The organism is Brachybacterium phenoliresistens (assembly GCF_000576425.1).
Lineage (GTDB): Bacteria > Actinomycetota > Actinomycetes > Actinomycetales > Dermabacteraceae > Brachybacterium > Brachybacterium phenoliresistens.
Genome location: NZ_KK069990.1, coordinates 153,201 through 172,062, shown reverse-complemented (window position 1 = coordinate 172,062; position 18,862 = coordinate 153,201). Strand labels below are relative to the sequence as shown.

Sequence of the window (18,862 nt, the reverse complement as noted above, 5' to 3'; positions counted from 1 at the left end):
CCTTCCGGGACGTCAGGCGGGTCCAGGGCGGGACCCAGTATCTCCCGGGCGCCCGTGCGCGCGCGCGTCCGTCCCGCCGGACTGGGTCGGTACGGCGTGCTCGGGCGCCTCGAGGTCGAGGGCGTCGGCGATCTCCGGCGGGAGGCTGGCCATCTCCCCGGTCATGGTGGAGGGCTGGACGATCGGCTCGGTGACGCCGCGGCGCCGGTGGCGGCGGGGGCCGATGGACAGCCGGCGCCGGCGCAGCGTCGTGAACGGCGCGGAGATCACCGGGGTGAAGGACACCGCGGTGCGGGTCCGCGCGACGAACAGGCGGGCCGCCAGCAGCTGCCCGAGCACCGCGCCGCCGGCGATGGCGATGGCGATCTCCGCCGCCCCGAACAGCTCCAGGGCGCCGGCGACGACGTCGTCCCCGAGCCCGAGCAGACCGCGGTAGATGCGGCTGCCGGGCACCAGCGGGATCACCCCGGCCATGACGAACAGCAGCGCGGGCGCGCGCAGGCGCCGGGCGAGGACCACGGCGATCAGGCCCACGAACAGGGAGGCGGCGGCCACGGCCCAGACGCGATCCATGTCCAGGCCCGCGAGGGAGTGGGCGATCACGGCGGAGGCCGCCGCCACGCCCGCGATCCACGCCAGGCAGCGCACCGGCACATGGGTGCCCACGCCGTACCCGAGCCCCATCACGGCCCCGGAGACGGTGAGCATGAGCGCCGAGCCGAGGGTGACCGGCAGCGACCCGGTGATCGAGATGTCCGCGCCGACCCGGTCGGCCAGGAGCATGCCTCCGCGCACCCCGGCGACGACGCCGACGGTGAGCATGATCGTCTCGAGGATCCTGGCCGAGGCGGTCACGTACCAGCCGGTCACCGCGTCCTGCATGGCGCCGATCGACGTCAGCCCCGCCAGCAGCACGATGATGCAGGCGACGACGACGATCGAGGAGTTCACCCCGGGGTGCACGAAGGACACGGCGGTGGCCACGAGCACGCCGGCGAAGCCGCCGACGGCCTGGCCGTAGAACAGCGGCAGCCGCATCCGTGCGAGCCGGTCGCCGATCACGGTGAGCAGCCCGGCGGCGAGCGTCGCGGCGAGGATCACGAGGGTGTCGGCCCCGAAGCTGAGGGCCGCTCCCCCGCCCATCACCGCGAAGCCGGCGACCACCAGCGCGAAGGAGTAGTGCGGCTTCTCCTGGCCGATGGCGGCCGCCCGGGCGCGGGCCTCCTCCAGGGCCACCTCGCCGGAGATGTACCCCTCGGTGACCTCCTCGAAAGCGGTCAGGCGGGCGAAGTCCTGCACGCGGGTGCCGGCGGCACGGATCCTCGTGAACGGCGTGGACACGTCGTCGGGGAGGTACGAGATCGAGACCTCGTCGAAGGTGACCTGCACCGCGACGCTGCGCAGGCCGGCGGAGCTCGTGATGCGCAGCACCTGCGCGGTGACCTCGGAGGCCGCCGCGCCGTTGGTCAGCATGCCCTCTCCGATCCTCATCGCGAGGTCGAAGACGGCGTGCAGGCGGGCGATGTCGGTGGACACGGCTGGAATCGTGTCACACTGGATCGGCCGTCGCGAACCTGCCGGGCATCGCGTCCGCGCGCTGCGACGACCCGCCGAGAACCCGATTCCGGTCGAGACCTGGAGGATTCGCAGAACATGTCCCACCCCGCATCGCCCACGCCCCGCGAGGCCCTCGCCCGCCTGCTGGAGGGCAACGCCCGCTTCACCACCTCGCAGCCGCAGTACCCGAACGTCTCGGCGGAGCATCGCACGCGCCTGCGCGAGGGCCAGAGCCCCTTCGCCGTCGTGGTCGGCTGCTCCGATTCGCGCGTGAGCGTCGAGCTGCTGTTCGACCAGGGCTTCGGCGACCTCTTCGTGGTCCGCAACGCCGGGCACGTGCTGGGCCGCTCCACCCAGGCCTCGGTCGAGTTCGCCGTCTCCCAGCTGGGCGTCGGCGTCGTCTTCGTGCTGGGGCACGAGTCCTGCGGCGCGGTGGCCGGGACGGTGCAGTTCCTCGAGGAGGGCACCACGCTGCCCGGCGAGATGCCGCTGCTGGTCGAGCTGGTCCAGGAGCACCTGGACCCGAGCAGCCCGCGCCAGGACGCGGTGACCCGCCACGTCCGCGGCACCATCGAGGACCTGCTGGAGAAGTCCTCGCTCGTGCGCGAGGCGCGCGAGGCGGGCGAGATCGTCGTCGCCGGCGGCGTCTACGGGCTCGAGGACGGGCACGTCCAGCTGGTCTGGGAGGACACCTCGGCCCCGTCGGAGACCGCGGCCCGCTGAGATCCGGGATGCCCCTCGGCCCGGCACGGCCGGGCCGGGGGCATCGGCCGATCAGAGGCGGGGGCCATCGGCCGATCAGGTTGCGGGCATCGGCCGATCAGAGGTTGGGAGCCCCCGAGAGCGCCGCGAGGCCGATCGCGAGCACGGCGAGGACGGCGACGTCCGTCGCCCGGCCGCGCACGGCCACGGCCCCCATCGCCGTGGTCGGCAGCAGCGCACGCAGCAGGGCCAGCGCCCCGAGCAGTCCGGCCAGCAGCAGCCCTGCCGTCGGCGCCCGCCCCATCAGGCCCAGGACCACGGCCGCGACGAGCACGCACAGGGCGAGCACCAGGACCGCCTGCCGGCGCAGGGCGGCGCGCAGGGTGAAGGGGGATCGCTCGGCAGCCACGGGGACACCCTACGGCCCGCGGCCGGGCGCGCCCGGCACCGTCCCGGCGCGGGGCGACGACGCACTAGGCTGACCGCTGTCACCAGCGTCGTCGACAATCCCCACCAGGAGCCCTTCACGATGAGCACCCCCTCGTCTCCCGTCGCCGCCGTCCGCTCCGAGCACGATCTGCTCGGCGACCGCGACGTCCCCGCCGATGCCTACTTCGGCATCCAGACCCTCCGAGCCCAGGAGAACTTCCACATCTCGGGGGTCCCCCTCTCCCACTTCCCCCGGCTCATCGAGGCGCTGGCGCACGTCAAGCAGGCCGCGGCCATCGCCAACCGGCGCCTGGGCGCGCTGGACGCCGAGCGCGCCCACGCCATCGAGCAGGCCTGCGTCGAGATCGCCGGCGGCGCCCTGCACGAGCACTTCGTGGTCGACATGATCCAGGGCGGCGCCGGGACGAGCACCAACATGAACGCGAACGAGGTGATCGCGAACCGGGCGCTGGAGATCCTGGGCCACGAGAAGGGCCGCTACGAGCACCTCCACCCCAACAACCACGTCAACCTCGGCCAGTCCACCAACGACGTCTACCCGACCGCCGTGCGCCTGGCCATGATGCTGTCCTTCCCGGCGCTGGCCGAGGCGATGGACACCCTCATCCTCGCGCTGCGGGAGAAGTCCGCCGAGTTCTCGGACGTGCTGAAGATGGGCCGCACGCAGATGCAGGACGCGGTGCCGATGACCCTGGGCCAGGAGTTCGCGGCCTGGGCCACCACCATCGCCGAGGACGTCGAGCGCCTGACCCGCACCGCCCAGCTGTTCCGGGAGATCAACCTGGGCGCCACCGCCATCGGCACCGGGATCACCGCCGATCCGCGCTACGCCCAGATGGCCACGGCCGAGCTCTCCCGCATCACCGGCATGCCGTTCGTCGTCTCGGCCGACCTCGTGGAGGCGACCAGCGACACCGGCGCCTTCGTGACCTTCTCCGGGGTGCTCAAGCGCATCGCCGTGAAGATCTCCAAGATCTGCAACGACCTGCGCCTGCTGTCCTCTGGACCGCGCGCGGGCCTGGCGGAGATCACCCTGCCGGCCGTCCAGCCGGGCAGCTCGATCATGCCCGGCAAGGTCAACCCCGTCATCCCGGAGGTCGTCAACCAGGTCGCCTTCGAGGTGATCGGCAACGACCTCACGGTGACCTTCGCGGCCGAGGCCGGTCAGCTGCAGCTGAACGCCTTCGAACCGGTGATCTGCTTCAACATCCTCGAGTCCACCCAGGTGATGACCGCGGCGATGACGACCCTCGCCGAGCGCTGCATCCGCGGCATCACCGCCAACCGCGAGGTGCTGGACGGCTACGTGCGCAGCTCCATCGGCCTGGTCACCGCCCTGGTTCCGGTGATCGGCTACGCCTCGGCGACCGAGATCGCCCGCGCGGCCCTGGAGACGGGACGCCCCGTGGCGGACCTCGTCCTCGAGGCCGGCCTGCTGGACGAGGCGCACCTGCGCACCCTGCTGTCCCCGGAGTCGATGACCACCCCGCACCGGGCCACCCCCACCGGGACCATCCCCGTGGTCCACGATCCCGCCACGGAGTCCGGGGAGATGGCGCATCTCACGATCGACGATCCGGGGTCCACCGTCTGAGGCGGCGCCCCGGGCCTCCCCCGGCCCGTCCTCCGGCATCCCCAGGCGTGGCGCCCCGTGCCCCGGCCCGCGCGCAGGAGTAGCGTGGCGCTCGCCGGATGTCGATGCCGGGAGAGAAGGGGACGATTCGTGGAGCAGAACGCAGGGGGAGGCCGTCACGAGAGGGGCCCGTCGCGGCGGGGACTCGTGATCGGAGCGACCGGAGCGCTGGTCGTCGCCGGGGCGGCCGGGGCCGTCGGGGCCGGCGCGCTCATCAGCGGCCATGATCTGGGGCTCGGCGGGCTGCTGGGCGGCTCCGGCGGCGGCCCCAGCGACGGCGGCGGAGAGGGCGACCCCACCACCCCGCCCCCGCCGGACCCGGCCGGTGACCTGCGCGCCCTCGTCGCCGAGCTGCCGGACCAGGCCGCCCACGTGCCCGAGGCCGCCACGCTGGACCTCAACGGCGTGCTGCAGCGCGACATCGTCGTGCCGCTGGCCCCGGGGGCCCGCGGGCTGAACGAGGCCGTGGACATCTGCATCAACAAGCTCCTTCGCGAGGCGCTGTACGCCGGCGATCCCGCCGCGCTGAGCGTCGCCGGGCGCGTCGTGGCGGCGGGCCCCGGGATCCTCGGCGTGCTGCTGGACGTCACCGATGGGGCCGGCTCCTCGACCGCCCTGGTCTGGTACCGCGCCGAGGGCGACCGCGCCCTCGCCTCCCCCGCCCTGATCGAGTACGCGCAGTGGCACGCCTTCACCCAGCTCGTCGCGCAGGCGGGAGCGGAGGCCGGACTCGACGCCGATCCCCTCGCCGAGCAGCTCCAGCAGCAGCCGCGCCCCTGGGGCAACGGGCCCTCCCTGCTGCCGGCCGCGGACGGCTCGCTGCACGTGCTGTTCCCCGCCGCGAGCGTCGGCGGCACCCGGCAGGAGGCGCTGCTCACGCTGCCGGCCGCGAGCGCGGAGCCGCTGTGGTCGGAGGTCGGCCTGGCCGTCGCCCAGGTCGTCGCCTCCCCTGCCGACTTCGACCCTGCCGCCGTCTCCGTGCCCGGCGGCGACGAGGTCAAGGGCTCGAAGTACTGGGACCTTCCCGACGTCGTCACCGAGGCCCAGCCTGCGCGCGAGAGCGACGGGGCCGGTCCCGTCACCCAGCTCGCCCCGCTCAGCGGCCCGGGGGTGCGCCCCTCGACCGCCGTCGCCCCCGATGCGGGCCGCCTCGACGCGGTCGCCCTGACCTTCGACGACGGTCCCGCCCCGGATCTCAACGAGACGCTGCGGGAGGCGCTGCTGTCCGCGAAGCATGCGGCGACGTTCTTCATGATCGGCCAGTCCGTCGCCGATTGGCCGGACCTGGTCACCCAGACCTCGGCCGACGGCTACGAGATCGGCTCCCACTCCTGGTCGCACCCGCAGCTGACGCGTCTGGGCGCGGAGAAGCTCGCCGGGCAGCTGAGCCGTCCCGCCGAGAAGATCGCCGAGGCCACCGGCCGCAAGCCCTACGTCATGCGGCCGCCCTACGGGGCCCGGAACACCGAGACCGACCGCGCCTGCGGCGTCGAGGGCGAGAGCGTGCACATCTGGGACGTGGACACCCTGGACTGGCAGACGAAGAACCGGCAGAAGAACATCGACGCCGTGGTCAGCGGGACGCGGCGCGGCTCGATCATCCTCATGCACGAGATCCACCAGGCCTCGGTCGACGCGGTCCCGGAGATCCTCGACTGGTTCACCGAGCGCGGCATCACCACGCTGACCTGCGCGGAGCTCGGCCAGAACCAGATGTTCGCCGGGAAGCACTACATGGCGGGGCTGGTCGACGCCGAGACCGAGGAGCGCACCCCGAAGGTCGAGCCGGATCCCTCCGACGGCGGGGGCGAGTCCGGCGACACGGCCGGCGACACGTCCGGCGGCGCCGAGGACGGCGAGGGCTGAGCCTGCTGCGCCCGGGCCGGGCGATCGTGCCCGGGCCGCGCCCGGAACGGGGCGGCCGGGGCCCGGGCCCGGAGAGCACCCGCAGACAGGACGGGGCGGGACCGCGATCGGTCCCGCCCCGTCCTGTCTGCCCGTCTCAGCGGGCGCGTCCCGAGGGGACGCTCACTCGTCGGCCTCCTCGGCCTTGCCGCGCATGACCAGCCGCGGATCCGGGGTGCCCACGACCTCGTGGTCCTTGTCCTCGTACTCGAACTGCGAGAGGAAGTAGCGCATGGCGTTGATGCGGGCGCGCTTCTTGTCGTTGGAGCGGATGATGGTCCACGGGGAGAACTTCTTGTCCGTGCGGCGGAACATCTCCTCCTTCGCCTCGGTGTAGGACTCCCAGCGGTCGAGGGACTCGAGGTCCATCGGCGAGAGCTTCCACCGGCGCACCGGGTCCAGCTGGCGGATCGCGAAGCGCGTGCGCTGCTCCTTCTGCGACACCGAGAACCAGAACTTCGTGACGTGGATGCCGGAGTCGACGAGCATGCGCTCGAAGTGCGGCACCTGCGACATGAACGTCTCGTACTGCTCCGGGCTCGCGAAGCCCATCACCCGCTCCACCCCGGCGCGGTTGTACCAGGAGCGGTCGAACAGGACCATCTCCCCCGCCGTCGGCAGGTGCTGCACGTAGCGCTGGAAGTACCACTGCCCCCGTTCGCGGTCGCTGGGCTTGTTCAGCGCGACCACGCGCGCGGTGCGCGGGTTCAGGTGCTCCGTGAAGCGCTTGATGGTGCCGCCCTTGCCCGCGGCGTCCCGCCCCTCGAAGATGATGATGGCCTTCTGGTCGTTGTCCTCGAGCCAGTACTGGAACTTCAGCAGCTCGACCTGGAGCTTGTACTTCTCGAGCTCGTACACGTCGCGGTCCATCCGCGTGTCGTACGGGTACCCCTCCTGCCAGGTGTACACGGGATTGCCCTGCGGGTCGATGAGGTCGGGGTCCGGCGTGTGGCCGTCCTGGACCGAATAGCCCTCCTCGCGCAGATGCTCGATGTACTCCCGCAGGCTCGTGTTGTCCGGGATCTTCACTGCGCACACTCCTCGCATCCGGGTCGCGGGCGGACCGCTGTGCGGACCGCCCGCGACCATGTCATCGGCGTCAGACTACGGGGCGGAGATGTCGCCGAGGTGAACTCCGCGAAGGTCCCCGCCCGCGGGGATCAGTGCGCGAAGTGGCGCGTCCCCGTGAGGTACAGCGTCACCCCCGCGGCGCGGCAGGCCTCGATGACCTCCTCGTCGCGGATCGAGCCGCCGGGCTGCACGATCGCGCGCACGCCGGCGTCGATGAGGATCTGCGCCCCGTCGGCGAAGGGGAAGAACGCATCGGACGCCGCGACGGCGCCCCGGGCGCGCTCGGGCGCCTCCTCGCCCTCGGCGTGCTCGCCCAGGGAGTTCGCGCGCGAGACGGCCAGGCGGCAGGAGTCCAGGCGGTTGACCTGCCCCATGCCGATGCCGACGGCCGCGCCGTCCTTGGCCAGGAGGATCGCGTTGGACTTCACCGCGCGCACCGCGCGCCAGGCGAAGGCGAGGTCGACGAGGGTGGCCTCATCGGCCGCCTCCCCGGCGGCGAGCGTCCAGGCGCCGGGCTCGTCGCCCTCGGCGTCGATCGCATCGGCGTCCTGGATCAGGCTGCCGCCCCAGATCTCGCGGACCTCGACGGGGCGGCGGTAGGCGCCCTGGAGGCGGAGGATCCGCAGGTTCTTCTTGCTGCGCAGCAGCTCGAGCGCCTCATCCTCGTAGCCGGGCGCCAGGATGACCTCGGTGAACACGGGCTTGACCTGCTGGGCCATCGCGAGGGTGACGGTGCGGTTGGTGGCGATCACGCCGCCGTAGGCGGAGACCGGGTCGGTGCCGTGGGCGCGGGCATGGGCCAGGGCGATGTCCTCGCCCTCGGGGGCCACGGCGATGCCGCAGGGGTTGTTGTGCTTGATCACGGCCACGCAGGGCAGCTCGTGGTCGTAGGCGGCGCGCACCGCGGCATCGGCGTCGACGTAGTTGTTGTAGCTCATGGCCTTGCCGCCGAGCTGCTCGGCGCCGGCGATGCCGGGCTCGTCCTCGTCGGAGACGGCGACGCGGGCCCGCTGGTGGGGGTTCTCGCCGTAGCGGAGGCTGCGCAGCCCGACGGACTCGGCGTCCTCGTCGCTCATGTCCAGGATGTACGTCTCCGGGTCGAGGTCCTCCTCGTCCTGGTCCTCGGCGTCGGCGACCGGCAGGTCGAGCTCCTGGAGCTGCTCGAGCATCCAGTCGCTGATCGCGGAGTCGTACTCGGCGGTGCGGGTGAACGCCACCGCGGCCAGCTCCTGGCGCTCGTCCAGGCTGAACCCGCCGGCCACCACGGCCTCGGCGGCGGTGCGGTAGTCCTCGGGATCGACCACCACGGCGACGGAGGCGAAGTTCTTCGCGGCGCCGCGCACCATCGACGGGCCGCCGATGTCGATCTTCTCGATGATCTCGGCGAAGGTGCCGCCGGCGGCGACGGTCTCCTCGAAGGGGTACAGGTTCACGACGACCAGGTCGAAGGGCGCGATGCCGTGCTGCTCGAGCTGGGCGACGTGGTCCTCCAGGCGGCGGTCGGCGAGGATGCCGCCGTGGACCTTGGGGTGCAGGGTCTTCACGCGCCCGTCGAGCATCTCCGGGAAGCCGGTCACGGCGGCGACGTCGACGACGTCGATCCCCTGCTCGCGGATGGTCGCGGCGGTGGAGCCGGTCGAGACGATCTCGACGCCGGCATCGGCCAGCGCGCGGGCCAGCTCGGGCAGTCCGGTCTTGTCGTACACGGAGACGAGGGCGCGGCGGATGGGCTGCTTGTCGGTCACGATGCTCCTTGGGTGAGGCGGTTCGGCGGGTCGGTCGGCACGGGCGGGCGGTGCGGCGGGATCGGTCAGCGGGGCCGGGTGAGATCGGCGACGACGTCGACGAGCATGCGGCGCTCGAGCACCTTGATGCGCTCGTGGAGGGAGGCCTCGTCGTCCTCGGGCAGCACCTCGAGCGCGGCCTGCGCCAGGATCCGGCCGGTGTCGACGCCGGCGTCGACCTCGATCACGGAGGCCCCGGTCACCTTCACGCCGTAGGCGAGGGCGTCGCGCACGCCATGGGCCCCGGGGAAGGACGGCAGCAGCGCGGGGTGGGTGTTGATGATGCGGCCGGGGTGCGCCTCGAGCACGGCGGGGCCCAGCAGCTTCATGAACCCGGCGAGCACCACCAGCTGCGGCGCGTACCGGGAGATCGCCGCGGCGAGAGCTCCATCCCAGGCCTCCCGGTCGGGGAAGTCGCCGAGCCGGACGATCTCGGCGGGGATGCCGGCGGAGGTCGCGTGCGCGAGGCCCGCCGCCTCCCTGTCGGCGATCACGCCGACGATCTCGAAGCTGCTGTCGCCCGTGCGGGACGCCTCCAGCAGGGCAGCGAGGTTGCTGCCGGTTCCGGAGATGAGGACGACGACGGGTACAGGTGCCACGCTCTCCACAGTAATCCAGGGCCCGGTCACCGGGCCCGGATGGCCGATGGGCGGGCGGGCCCGTCCCGAGGCGTGGATGCTGCGGCGCCGAGGCGTGGACGCCTCCGTGCGGAAGGTCGCGTCGTGGACTCGGCCCACGACCGCGCGCAGAGGGCTCAGCCGCCGACGAGGCGTCCGATCCAGCCCGAGACCGACTGCTGCGCCTGCTGCTCGCACTCCGCGCGCGCCTGCTCGGTGATCGCGCTCTGGCGGCACTCCTGCATCTCGACCATCGGCTGGTAGAAGATCGCGCTGGTCAGCGACGACAGCAGCATCATGCCGACGGCGGGCAGGCCGAAGACCAGAGCGATCACAGCGGTCGTGCGGCGGCCCTCGCGCCAGCCGCGGATCGCCACCAGCACGAGGAAGACCCCGGCCACGAGCCCGGTCACCCCGGCCAGCAGCGCGTACGGCAGCGGGGACATCATCAGCACCCAGGAGGCGAGAAGGCTGATCGTCAGCCCTCCCAGCGCGCGGCGGTACGCGGTGGCGGAGGCGGACGGTTCGGGCGCCGGTTTCGAGGAGGTCACCCGGCCATTGTGCCCTGCGCTCCTGGGGCGGACCCGGGACGGCGACCCGGCGACCGCCCGCGGCGCGGGGCCCTGCGCGGTACACCGGTCCCCCCGGCGGGGCTCCTCTCCCTGACCTCGGTACGGCCGATGGCGCCGGGGGCGGCGTTCTCCTGCACGCCTCGACTGCACCGACTGCACATTCCCGCAAGGAGAGATATGTGCAGCCCAAGACATTCTCGCAATACGGTCGATGCTTGTCACTTCTTCACAATAGATCGGGGGGATCTTCGCCGGTTCTCTGCGCGACGGAACCGGCCCCAGCATGCACGGACCGACTCCGCTTCTCCTCCCCACACCCGCCTTGTCCACAATTCCCAGGAGTTTTCCTCTGAGGCTTGTGGGCGGGCCCGGAAAGGAGGACAATGGACCCATGTACCGCTCCAGCGTCGCCGAGGTTCCGGATTCCGGGAAGACCCGCTCCGGGGATTCCTCGGCGCCCTCGGGTGCGGAGGGCGATGCCCTGCACCGGGCCGCCCAGGCTGTCGCGGCGCTGGATGCCTCCCCGGGGGCGCGGGACGTGCTCGGCGCGGTCCTGACCACCGTCCTCGCCGCCTTCGCCCGGACGCCCGGGGTGCACGATCCCCTGCCGGACACGGCGCCGGGCTCCCCGCAGGAGGCGCTCGCGGTGGTCGGGGGCCTCAGCACCCTCTCCTCGGGGCTCGCGGCGCTCGAGGCCCGGTGGCAGACCACCGCCGCCCGTCGCATCCGCGAGGCCGATGCCGAGCGCGGCGTCGCCCGTGCGCGCCAGGGCGCCGGCGCGGCCCAGGAGCTCGCGCTGGCCCGTCGGGTCTCCCCGGCGGCGTCCTCCTTCTCCCTCGCCGCCTCCCAGCGGCTCGTGACCCAGATGCCGCGGACCCTGAGCGCGCTCGCCGACGGGCGCTGCACGCAGCGGCAGGTCCGGGCGATCTGCCGCGGCGTCTCCCGTCTCGCTCCGGAGGCCTGCCAGCAGGTCGACGAGCAGATCCCGGCCCTCCTGCCCCGCCTCGACGGGATGGGCGAGGACCGGATCACCGCGCTGGTCTCCGAGCTGGTCCAGGAGCTCGCGCCCGAGGGGGCGCGGTTCCGGGCGGCGAGCGCCGCCCGAGGGCGCGGCGTGAGCATGTCACGGCGCGAGGACGGCATGGCCGCGGTGAGCGTCCGGATGCGGGCGGTGGACGCCTCCGCCGTCATGACCGCGCTGCGCGCCGAGGCCGAGTCCCGCCGCGCCGCAGGCTCCACGTACGGGGTCCGCGCCCTCGAGGCCGACGTCCTCGTCGAGTCCGTGCTGGGCCACGTCGCCTCGCTGGGCACCGGTGCCGGCTCCCATCGCCTCGACGTCGGCGTCGAGATCACCGACCGCGCCCTCTTCGATCCCCACGACATGACCTCCACCGCGCGCCTGGAGGGCTACGGAAGCATCCCGGCGCACATCATCCGCGACACCCTGCTCGGCCGGCCTCCCGGCACCTTCGACTCCGACCCGGACCGGGTGCTGGACGGACAGGCCGATGCGATCTTCCGCCGCCTGTACACGCATCCGGCCACCGGCGAGCTCATCGCCATGGAGTCCGTCGGCCGCACGTTCACCTGCGGGCTGGCGCGCATGATCCGGCGACGCGACGCCACCTGCCGGATGCCCTGGTGCAACGCGCAGGTGCAGCACCTCGACCACGTCGAGGAGCACTCCCGCGGCGGCCCCACCAGCTTCGCCAACGGCCAGGGCCTCTGCGCACGGTGCAACCTGCTCAAGGAGCAGGGGCACTGGACCGTGCGCCCTTCCGACGGCGCGATCATCCTCGGGCCGGCCGCGACTGCCGCCGCAGCGGAGGGCTCCTCGACCGCGTCCGTGTGCTCTCCCGTCCCCTCGCTGGCGCCCGGCGACCCGGCTCCGCCCTGCGGGGCTCCGCCCGACGCGGAGCGTCCCTCGGCCGATCCCCCGGCGGAGCAGATCGAGGACGGCGCCGTGCCGCAGCGGCTCTTCCTGGACCGGCGGCCGGGGACGATGATCACCTGGCAGAGCCCGCACGGGGCGATCGGGCAGTCCGCCTCACCGCGCCTGCGCCCGCCGGTGTCGCGGCCGCGGACCCCGTCCATGCGGCCGCCCGGGGAGCGATCGGATCCGGGCCCGGAGACCGGACCTCACGGGACGCAGGAGCTCCCGCCGGGAGCCGAGCCCCCGTCCTGATCGCCGCAGGCGCTGCGGGCGGGCCCTGCCTGTCCTCGGGGTCAGGAGATCACGAGGTCAGCGAGAACGGTCGTCCGACCACACGTCCACGTCCTCCTCCGCGCCGTCGCCCACGGGCGAGGCCGGCGCGGCATCAGCATCAGCATCAGCATCGGCATCGGCATCGGCATCAGCATCAGCAGGATCGTCGTCGCCCGCCGCCTCCGGTTCGGGCTCGTCCTCCGTCGTGCCTCGGCCTCCCAGCCCGATGCGGGACGCGAGGCGGGCGAGGCGGCCTCCGCCGGTCTCCGCCTCTCCGCCGGACGGCTCGCCGTCCTCCTCGGCGTCCTCCCCCGCGACGGCGGCCGCCGGAGCGGGCTCGGACGCGTCCGCATCGCCGCTCTCCTTCGCCTCGGCCGCCTCGACCCGCTCGCGCAGGCGCGCGACGCCGTCCTGCACCAGGGTGACCAGGCCGGTGGCGAGGACGCAGAGCACCAGCCCCGTCGAGGCGACCACGACGATCAGCAGCGGCAGCAGCAGGTCCTGCACCTGCGGCCCGAGATGCACGAGCCTGCCCTGACCGATCGACCCGGTGGAGAGCCCTGCCAGCAGCACCACGCCCACCATCACCACGGCCGGGTAGGCGACGTAGGCCGTGATCCGGTCGCGCAGGTCCTCGCTCTCGAGGTCGCGGACCAGCTGCACCGCACCGACGGCGACGATCGCGGCCGGCAGCACCACCAGCGCCCGGAGCGCCGGCGGCGCCGACCCCGGGTCGGGAAGCGCGCCCAGCAGCGGGAACAGCGGCATCACCCCGGTGTCGAATCCGCCCAGGTCCAGGCCGGTCCCGGTGCCCAGCGTCACCGAGCCTCCCAGCAGCACCGTCAGCGCCCACAGCGCCAGCAGCGGCAGCATCGCCAGCTGCAGCAGCGTCAGCACGAGCCCGCCCCACAGGCCCGCGTCGAGCTGCGCGAACAGGGCCGCGACGTTCCGGAACCGCAGCACCACCATGGCCATCAGGCCGAGCATGCCCAGCGCCGCGAGGCCCAGCAGCGCGATCGCGGAAGACCGGGCCACGGCATCCCAGGGGCGCGGGAACAGGTCGAGGATCCGCACGGCGGGCACGCCGTCGCGCTCCTCCCGGCGGATCGACAGGGCCAGCCCCGACAGCCCGCCGAGCACCGCGACCAGGGCGCCGGAGACCACCGCGGACGTCGCCACGGGATCCATCAGCTGGCCGCGTCCCAGCTCCGCGAGCACTCCCAGCCCGCCCGCATAGACCACGACGGCGGCGCCGAGCGCCGCCCCGGCATCGCGCAGACCGCGGGGCCGCAGCCCGCCGGTGTCCCCCACCAGCTGCAGTCGCCGGCCGGTGCGGAGCATCCCCGCAGCGCAGAGGGCCACGAACACCAGGGTCAGCCCGAGCGGCGTGAGGGTCAGCACCCCGTCGATCACGCCGGTGGACAGCACCGTCCCCCCGCCATGGCCGACGACCAGCACGTTCAGGGCGATGAGGACGGCGTCCAGCACGGTCATCGAGGAGCGCGAGGCCGCGAGCTGCGCGATCAGGGAGGGCACCAGGACGATCGCCACGGCGGAGCCGAGGGCCCCGAGCCCGGACGTCGCGCCGGCGATCATCGGGGAGACGCTGCGCTGGAGGGGATTGCTCACGGGAAGGACCGTCCTCGGGGTGGGAAGCGCTGGGACCTGGACCGCCCAGCCGGAGAGCGACCCCATCGTCGCACCCGCGACGCGCCCGGTCTGGGAGGTCCGTCTGTGTGCTGCGCCGCGACCGCCCCCGTCACGGCCCCGGCCCCAGCTCCCGGGCGCATAATGGCCAGGATGTCCACGATCCAGATCGCCACCGCCGACCAGGCGCGCGAGGTCACGCTGTCCGTGCGCACCCTCCGTCTCGAGGAGCACGTCGACCTCGGAGGCCATGTGCCCCGTGATGCCTCGGCGGCGTGGATCCACCACGGGCAGGGGATGGTCGCCCGGGGTGAGGCGGTGCGGATCGTCGCCTCGGGGCCGGGACGCTTCGCCGATGCCGGCGCGGCCTTCCGCGCGCTGGCCGACCGGGCCGTGGTCGACGACGAGGTGTCGGTGCGCGGCAGCGGTCTGGTGTCCTTCGGCACCTTCTCCTACGCCGACTCCTCCCCGCGGCCCTCGACGCTGACCATCCCCGCCGCGGTGCTGGGCAGCGTGGACGGGGAGGCGTTCCTCACGCTGATCGCAGCCTCGCGCCACCCCGACGCCCCGCCCGCGCTGCCGCCGGCCCGTGACTGGCGCGAGCTGTTCTCCGCCGTCCCCGACGGCCCGCGAGCGCGCATCGACCTGGACCCCGACCACGCCCCCGACGACTACCAGGGGCTCGTGGCACGGGCCGTCGCGCACATCCGCGCCGGGGACGCCGGGAAGATCGTCCTGTCGGAGTCCTCCACCGCCACCGCGGACGTGCCGCTGGAGCCCGCGGTGCTGCTGCGGCGCCTCACCCGGCGCTATCCCTCGACCTGGGTCTACCGGGTGGGCGATGTGATCGGCGCGAGCCCCGAGATGCTCGCGCAGACCGAGGGGGGACGGGTCTTCAGCCGGGTCCTGGCCGGGTCCCGTCCCGTCGCCGACGGCGAGGAGCTCGCCGAGCAGGACCGTCGCGCCTTCCGCTCCGACGCCAAGGAGCGCGAGGAGCACCGCTTCGCGATCGACTCCGTCACCGAGCGCCTCGCGGGCCTCGCCGAGGACGTCGCCGCCTCCCCCGAGCCGTTCGTGCTGCGCCTGCCCGGCATCGAGCATCTCGCCTCCGACGTCTCCGCGCGCCTGCGCGAGAACGTGACGAGCCTGGACGTGGCCGCCCGGCTGCACCCCTCCGCCGCGGTCTCCGGCACCCCGCGGGAGGCGGCCGATCGGATCATCGGCCAGCTCGAGCCGCGCGACCGCGGCGGCTACGCCTCCCCCGTGGGATGGATGGATGCCGCCGGCGACGGCCAGTGGGCGATCGCCCTACGCATGGCGCACCTCGTCGACGAGCGCACCGTGCGCCTGCAGGCCGGCGGCGGGCTGGTCGCCGCATCGGATCCCGTCACCGAGCACGCGGAGGTGCTCGCCAAGTACCGGCCGATGCTCTCCGCGCTGCGCGGAGCCTGAGCCCCGCAGCAGCGGCGCGCGTCCCGGTCAGTCCGCGGCGGTCAGGGTGACCTGGACCTCCCGCTCCTCGCCGTCGCGGAGGAAGCGCACCGTGTGCGTGGAGCCGACCTCGAGGCCGCGCACCACGCCGGTCAGGGCGGCGGCGCCGGTGATGGGCACGCCGTCGGCCTCGGTGATGAGATCCCCCTCGCGCAGCCCGGCCTCCTGCGCCGCCGAGCCGCGCTCGATCCCGACGATCTCCGCCCCGGTGGAGGTGACGTCCCCGGTGGTCGCGGAGCCGTCCCGGGCGGAGACGCCGAGGAAGGCGTGCCGGGCGGTGCCGGAGTCGATGAGCTGGTCGGCGATCAGGCGCACCGTGTTCGACGGGATCGCGAAGCCCAGTCCGATGCTCCCGGCCGTGCCGGACTCGTCCGTCGCCAGCCCTGCGATCGAGGAGTTGATCCCGATCACCTGGCCCTGGGCGTCCACCAGGGGGCCGCCCGAGTTGCCGGGGTTGATGGCGGCGTCGGTCTGCAGGGCGGAGGTGTAGGCGGCATCGGCCTCCGGCTGCTGAGGATCCCCGCCGGACTCGCTGGTGGTGGTCACCGGCCGGTCCACCGCCGAGATGATGCCGGTGGTCACCGTGTTCTCGAGGCCCAGCGGCGTGCCGACGGCCATCACCGCCTGGCCGACCACGACGCCGTCGGAGTCGCCGAGCTGGGCGGGCTGCAGGCCCTCGGGCGGGGAGTCCAGCCGGATCACGGCGATGTCCGTGGACGGGTCGGTGCCCACCACGCTCGCGGTGAGGATGCGGCCGTCGGTGAGGCTGACCAGGATCTGCCCGGCGCCGGCGACGACGTGGTTGTTGGTGATGATCGTGCCGTCCACGGAGTAGATCACCCCGGTGCCCTCGGCGGTTCCCGAGCCCGTGCTCACCTGGATCGCCACGGTGCTGGGCGAGACCGCGGAGGCGACGCTCTCCCAATCCGGGCCGCCCGAGGTGCTGGACACGGGCACGGAGGTCGTGGCCTGCTCGGTCGCGGCGGCGGTCGACGGCGCGGAGGCGCTCGGTCCGGCGAGCGAGGGAGAGAGGAGGGTGTCGTAGGCGACCACGCCGCCGAGCGTCGCCCCGGAGCTGAGCACGGCGCCGGCGAGCACGAGCCCGACCACGCCGCCCCACGTGGGGCCGCGTCGAGCCGGCGGCGCCGCGGCCGACGGCGCGAGCTCCGGCTGCGGGCCGAGGCCGTGCGGTCCCTCGGCCCCGAGCGGCGCGTCCGGGCCGTACCGCGACGGTGCGGCGGTGCTGTGCGGCGCGTCGGCGCCGGGGGCCCGGTCGTCGTCCGCGGAGCGCTGTCCCTGCGTGTTCGGGTTCTCGTCCCAGTTCCACATGCCTGGCATCACACCATCGCAACCCCAGCGTCCCCTTCGACGCAGCTGTGGCTCTGCTGTGCGACCAGCACCCTCCGTCCCGTCGACGCCCCGGCCGGCGCCGGGGCGGTCAGCAGCGCGGGCAGCTCCGAGGCCGCGACGGTGCGGGCCGTGACCCCGAGGGCCCGGGCGGCGGCGGCGATGTCCGTGCCATGGGGGGTGGTGAAGAACCGTCGCATCAGGTCCGCGGGGGCGGCGGCGTGCTCGAGACCGGTGAAGATCCGCCCGCCGCCGTCGTCGACGACCACCACGTCGAGATCCGGTACGGCCTCATCGGGGCCGATGACCAGCCCGGTCAGGTCGTGCAGGGCGGTGAGGTCGCCCATCAGCGCGCGCACCCGGCCCGGGGCGCCGCGGCGCGCGAGGGCGTACCCGGTGGCGGTGGAGATCATCCCGTCGATCCCGGCGAGACCGCGGTTGGCCACGACGGTGCCGCGCATCGGCCCGGCGTGCTGCTCGAGGTCGCGCACCAGGCTCGAGGAGCCCAGCACCAGCACATCCTGCGGCCCCGTCGCCTCCCAGACGGCGAGCGCCGCCCGCACCTGCCAGGGCAGCTCCACGGCGGGGGCGGCGGAGGCGGCCGATGCCTCCTGCCAGGTGGAGAGGTAGGTCTCACGGCCCTCGGGATGCGGGTCCCGGGCCTGCACCGCCGGCACGACCCGGCGGGCGCGGCGGGCGGCATCGGCCCAGCGGTCGGTGGGATCCACGACCAGGACGTCGACGTCCGCGGCGCCCAGCAGGGCGCCGAGGACGGGCCGGGACAGCGTGGGATGCCCCAGCACGATCGCCTGCCGCGGCCGCAGCGGATGGTCCGGCTCGGCCATGGCCTCGGCCAGCAGCCGCGGGTAGCCGGGGATCGCGCAGTCGCCGGAGCGGGCGCCGGAGCTGGGCTCGGCCAGCAGCGGGAGCCGATGGCGGCCGGCGAGCTCGAGGGCCGCCCCGCCGGCGCCGTCCCCGGCGACGACCACGGCGCGCTCGGCGAGCTCGACCGTCTCCGGACGGGGCGGGGCGGCCGGAGCCCTGCGGGTGAGGACGATGCGCTCGCGGGCCCCGTCGATCGGGCCGACGGCAGGGGCTGCGTCGGTGGCAGGGGCGGCGGCAGGGGCGGCGGCGGCAGGGGCGGCGGCGGAGGAGCCGGCGGCGCCGGGCACGGAGCCGCCGCGCGGGACGAGGGGGTCGCGCAGGCCGAGGTTCACGTGCACCGGCCCCGGGTCCGCGCCGGTGGCGATCGCGACCGCCCGGGCGAGGGTGCTCACGGCGGTGCGCAGCTCGACGGCGGTGGCCGCCTCCCGGGTCGGGGCAGGAAGGTCCGCCGACCAGCGCACCGCCTCGCCGTACAGGCCCGCCTGCCGGGTGGTCTGGTTCGCCCCGGTGTCGCGCAGCTCGGCCGGCCGGTCCGCGGTCAGCACGATCAGCGGCACCCGGGAGTGGTGGGCCTCGAGCACAGCGGCGTGCAGATGCGCGGTGGCGGTCCCCGAGGTCGTCGCGACCACGCCCGGATGCGCGGGATCCTGCCGCGAGATGCCCAGCGCGGTGAAGGCCGCCGCCCGCTCGTCGATGCGGACGTGCGCGCGGATCCGCGCCTGCACCTGCGGGTCGGCGAGCCCGTGGACCAGGGGCGCGGACCGCGACCCCGGGGCGAGCACCGCTTCGCGCACCCCCAGGGCCGCCAGCGCCCGCCAGATCGCGACCGCCTCGTCGACCGCCCCGGAGCCGGTGGGGGCGGGAGCATCGATCGAGGTCTCGGGCCACGGAGCGGCCCCGTCCGCGGGGTCGACGGCGTGCGGGGGCACGGAGGGCGAGGTCATAGGAGCCAGCGTAGTGCGCGCGGCGGGGCGTGCTCGGGCCGCGCGGCGCCG

Annotated in this window: 14 protein-coding genes; 5 read left to right on the top strand and 9 right to left on the bottom strand. The window is 74.1% G+C overall.

Annotation, left to right across the window (positions count from 1 at the left end):
* Positions 1 to 12 precede the first annotated feature (12 nt).
* Positions 13 to 1,536: a threonine/serine exporter family protein gene (locus BF93_RS06065; RefSeq protein WP_084148316.1), complete on the bottom strand. Its 1,524-nt coding sequence runs from the start codon at positions 1,534 to 1,536 to the stop codon at positions 13 to 15.
* A 117-nt stretch (positions 1,537 to 1,653) separates the two neighbouring features.
* Between BF93_RS06065 and BF93_RS06060 the strand changes: the two genes are divergently transcribed.
* Positions 1,654 to 2,280, top strand: a complete 627-nt coding sequence (locus tag BF93_RS06060; protein WP_038371301.1) for a carbonic anhydrase — start codon at positions 1,654 to 1,656, stop codon at positions 2,278 to 2,280.
* 97 nt (positions 2,281 to 2,377) lie between these two features.
* Here the strand turns inward: BF93_RS06060 and BF93_RS06055 are convergent, their stop codons facing one another.
* Positions 2,378 to 2,668 (bottom strand): DUF3017 domain-containing protein, encoded by a 291-nt coding sequence (locus BF93_RS06055; RefSeq protein WP_038371300.1) that lies wholly within the window; start codon positions 2,666 to 2,668, stop codon positions 2,378 to 2,380.
* Positions 2,669 to 2,788: 120 nt separating this feature from the next.
* Between BF93_RS06055 and BF93_RS06050 the strand changes: the two genes are divergently transcribed.
* Both BF93_RS06050 and BF93_RS06045 read left to right on the top strand, forming a co-directional pair.
* On the top strand, positions 2,789 to 4,303 hold the full coding sequence (locus tag BF93_RS06050) for an aspartate ammonia-lyase (RefSeq protein WP_084148315.1): 1,515 nt from the start codon (positions 2,789 to 2,791) through the stop codon (positions 4,301 to 4,303).
* 186 nt (positions 4,304 to 4,489) lie between these two features.
* Positions 4,490 to 6,208 carry a polysaccharide deacetylase family protein gene (locus BF93_RS06045; protein ID WP_038371299.1) on the top strand — a complete coding sequence of 573 codons (1,719 nt, stop codon included), beginning with the start codon at positions 4,490 to 4,492 and terminating at the stop codon, positions 6,206 to 6,208.
* A 162-nt stretch (positions 6,209 to 6,370) separates the two neighbouring features.
* Here BF93_RS06045 and ppk2 read toward each other — a convergent pair whose 3' ends face one another.
* The 4 genes from ppk2 to BF93_RS06025 all read right to left on the bottom strand — a co-directional run bounded on the left by ppk2 (position 6,371) and on the right by BF93_RS06025 (position 10,270).
* Positions 6,371 to 7,294 (bottom strand): polyphosphate kinase 2, encoded by a 924-nt coding sequence (gene ppk2, locus BF93_RS06040; protein WP_198025368.1) that lies wholly within the window; start codon positions 7,292 to 7,294, stop codon positions 6,371 to 6,373.
* 113 nt (positions 7,295 to 7,407) lie between these two features.
* Positions 7,408 to 9,063 carry a bifunctional phosphoribosylaminoimidazolecarboxamide formyltransferase/IMP cyclohydrolase gene (gene purH / locus BF93_RS06035; protein ID WP_051486606.1) on the bottom strand — a complete coding sequence of 552 codons (1,656 nt, stop codon included), beginning with the start codon at positions 9,061 to 9,063 and terminating at the stop codon, positions 7,408 to 7,410.
* 65 nt (positions 9,064 to 9,128) lie between these two features.
* Positions 9,129 to 9,701 carry a phosphoribosylglycinamide formyltransferase gene (gene purN, locus BF93_RS06030; protein ID WP_051486622.1) on the bottom strand — a complete coding sequence of 191 codons (573 nt, stop codon included), beginning with the start codon at positions 9,699 to 9,701 and terminating at the stop codon, positions 9,129 to 9,131.
* A gap of 155 nt (positions 9,702 to 9,856) precedes the next feature.
* Positions 9,857 to 10,270 (bottom strand): hypothetical protein, encoded by a 414-nt coding sequence (locus tag BF93_RS06025; RefSeq protein WP_038371295.1) that lies wholly within the window; start codon positions 10,268 to 10,270, stop codon positions 9,857 to 9,859.
* A 412-nt stretch (positions 10,271 to 10,682) separates the two neighbouring features.
* Between BF93_RS06025 and BF93_RS18865 the strand changes: the two genes are divergently transcribed.
* Positions 10,683 to 12,476, top strand: coding sequence for an HNH endonuclease (locus BF93_RS18865; RefSeq protein ID WP_051486605.1), 1,794 nt, complete (start codon positions 10,683 to 10,685; stop codon positions 12,474 to 12,476).
* Between the two features lie 57 nt (positions 12,477 to 12,533).
* On the opposite strand, the gene BF93_RS06015 is transcribed toward BF93_RS18865, so the two are convergent.
* Positions 12,534 to 14,126, bottom strand: coding sequence for a cell division protein PerM (locus tag BF93_RS06015; RefSeq protein WP_051486604.1), 1,593 nt, complete (start codon positions 14,124 to 14,126; stop codon positions 12,534 to 12,536).
* 171 nt (positions 14,127 to 14,297) lie between these two features.
* On the opposite strand from BF93_RS06015, the gene BF93_RS06010 reads away from it, so the two are divergent.
* A complete protein-coding gene (locus BF93_RS06010; RefSeq protein WP_038371294.1) occupies positions 14,298 to 15,596 on the top strand; it encodes an isochorismate synthase in 1,299 nt (432 codons plus the stop codon).
* A gap of 27 nt (positions 15,597 to 15,623) precedes the next feature.
* Here the strand turns inward: BF93_RS06010 and BF93_RS06005 are convergent, their stop codons facing one another.
* Together BF93_RS06005 and menD are read right to left on the bottom strand one after the other, a co-directional pair.
* Positions 15,624 to 16,973, bottom strand: a complete 1,350-nt coding sequence (locus tag BF93_RS06005; protein ID WP_156954058.1) for a S1C family serine protease — start codon at positions 16,971 to 16,973, stop codon at positions 15,624 to 15,626.
* Positions 16,973 to 18,811: a 2-succinyl-5-enolpyruvyl-6-hydroxy-3-cyclohexene-1-carboxylic-acid synthase gene (menD, locus tag BF93_RS06000; RefSeq protein WP_084148312.1), complete on the bottom strand. Its 1,839-nt coding sequence runs from the start codon at positions 18,809 to 18,811 to the stop codon at positions 16,973 to 16,975. Before menD ends, BF93_RS06005 begins: the two co-directional genes overlap by 1 nt.
* Positions 18,812 to 18,862: the final 51 nt, after the last annotated feature.

Bases quoted from the DNA above. Each gene is read 5' to 3' on its own strand.
- BF93_RS06060 (WP_038371301.1), top strand. From the start codon at position 1,654: ATGTCCCACCCCGCATCGCCCACGCCCCGCGAGGCCCTCGCCCGCCTG.
- BF93_RS06050 (WP_084148315.1), top strand. From the start codon at position 2,789: ATGAGCACCCCCTCGTCTCCCGTCGCCGCCGTCCGCTCCGAGCACGAT.
- ppk2 (WP_198025368.1), bottom strand. From the start codon at position 7,294: ATGCGAGGAGTGTGCGCAGTGAAGATCCCGGACAACACGAGCCTGCGG.
- BF93_RS18865 (WP_051486605.1), top strand. From the start codon at position 10,683: ATGTACCGCTCCAGCGTCGCCGAGGTTCCGGATTCCGGGAAGACCCGC.
- BF93_RS06010 (WP_038371294.1), top strand. From the start codon at position 14,298: ATGTCCACGATCCAGATCGCCACCGCCGACCAGGCGCGCGAGGTCACG.
- BF93_RS06005 (WP_156954058.1), bottom strand. From the start codon at position 16,973: ATGCCAGGCATGTGGAACTGGGACGAGAACCCGAACACGCAGGGACAG.
- menD (WP_084148312.1), bottom strand. From the start codon at position 18,811: ATGACCTCGCCCTCCGTGCCCCCGCACGCCGTCGACCCCGCGGACGGG.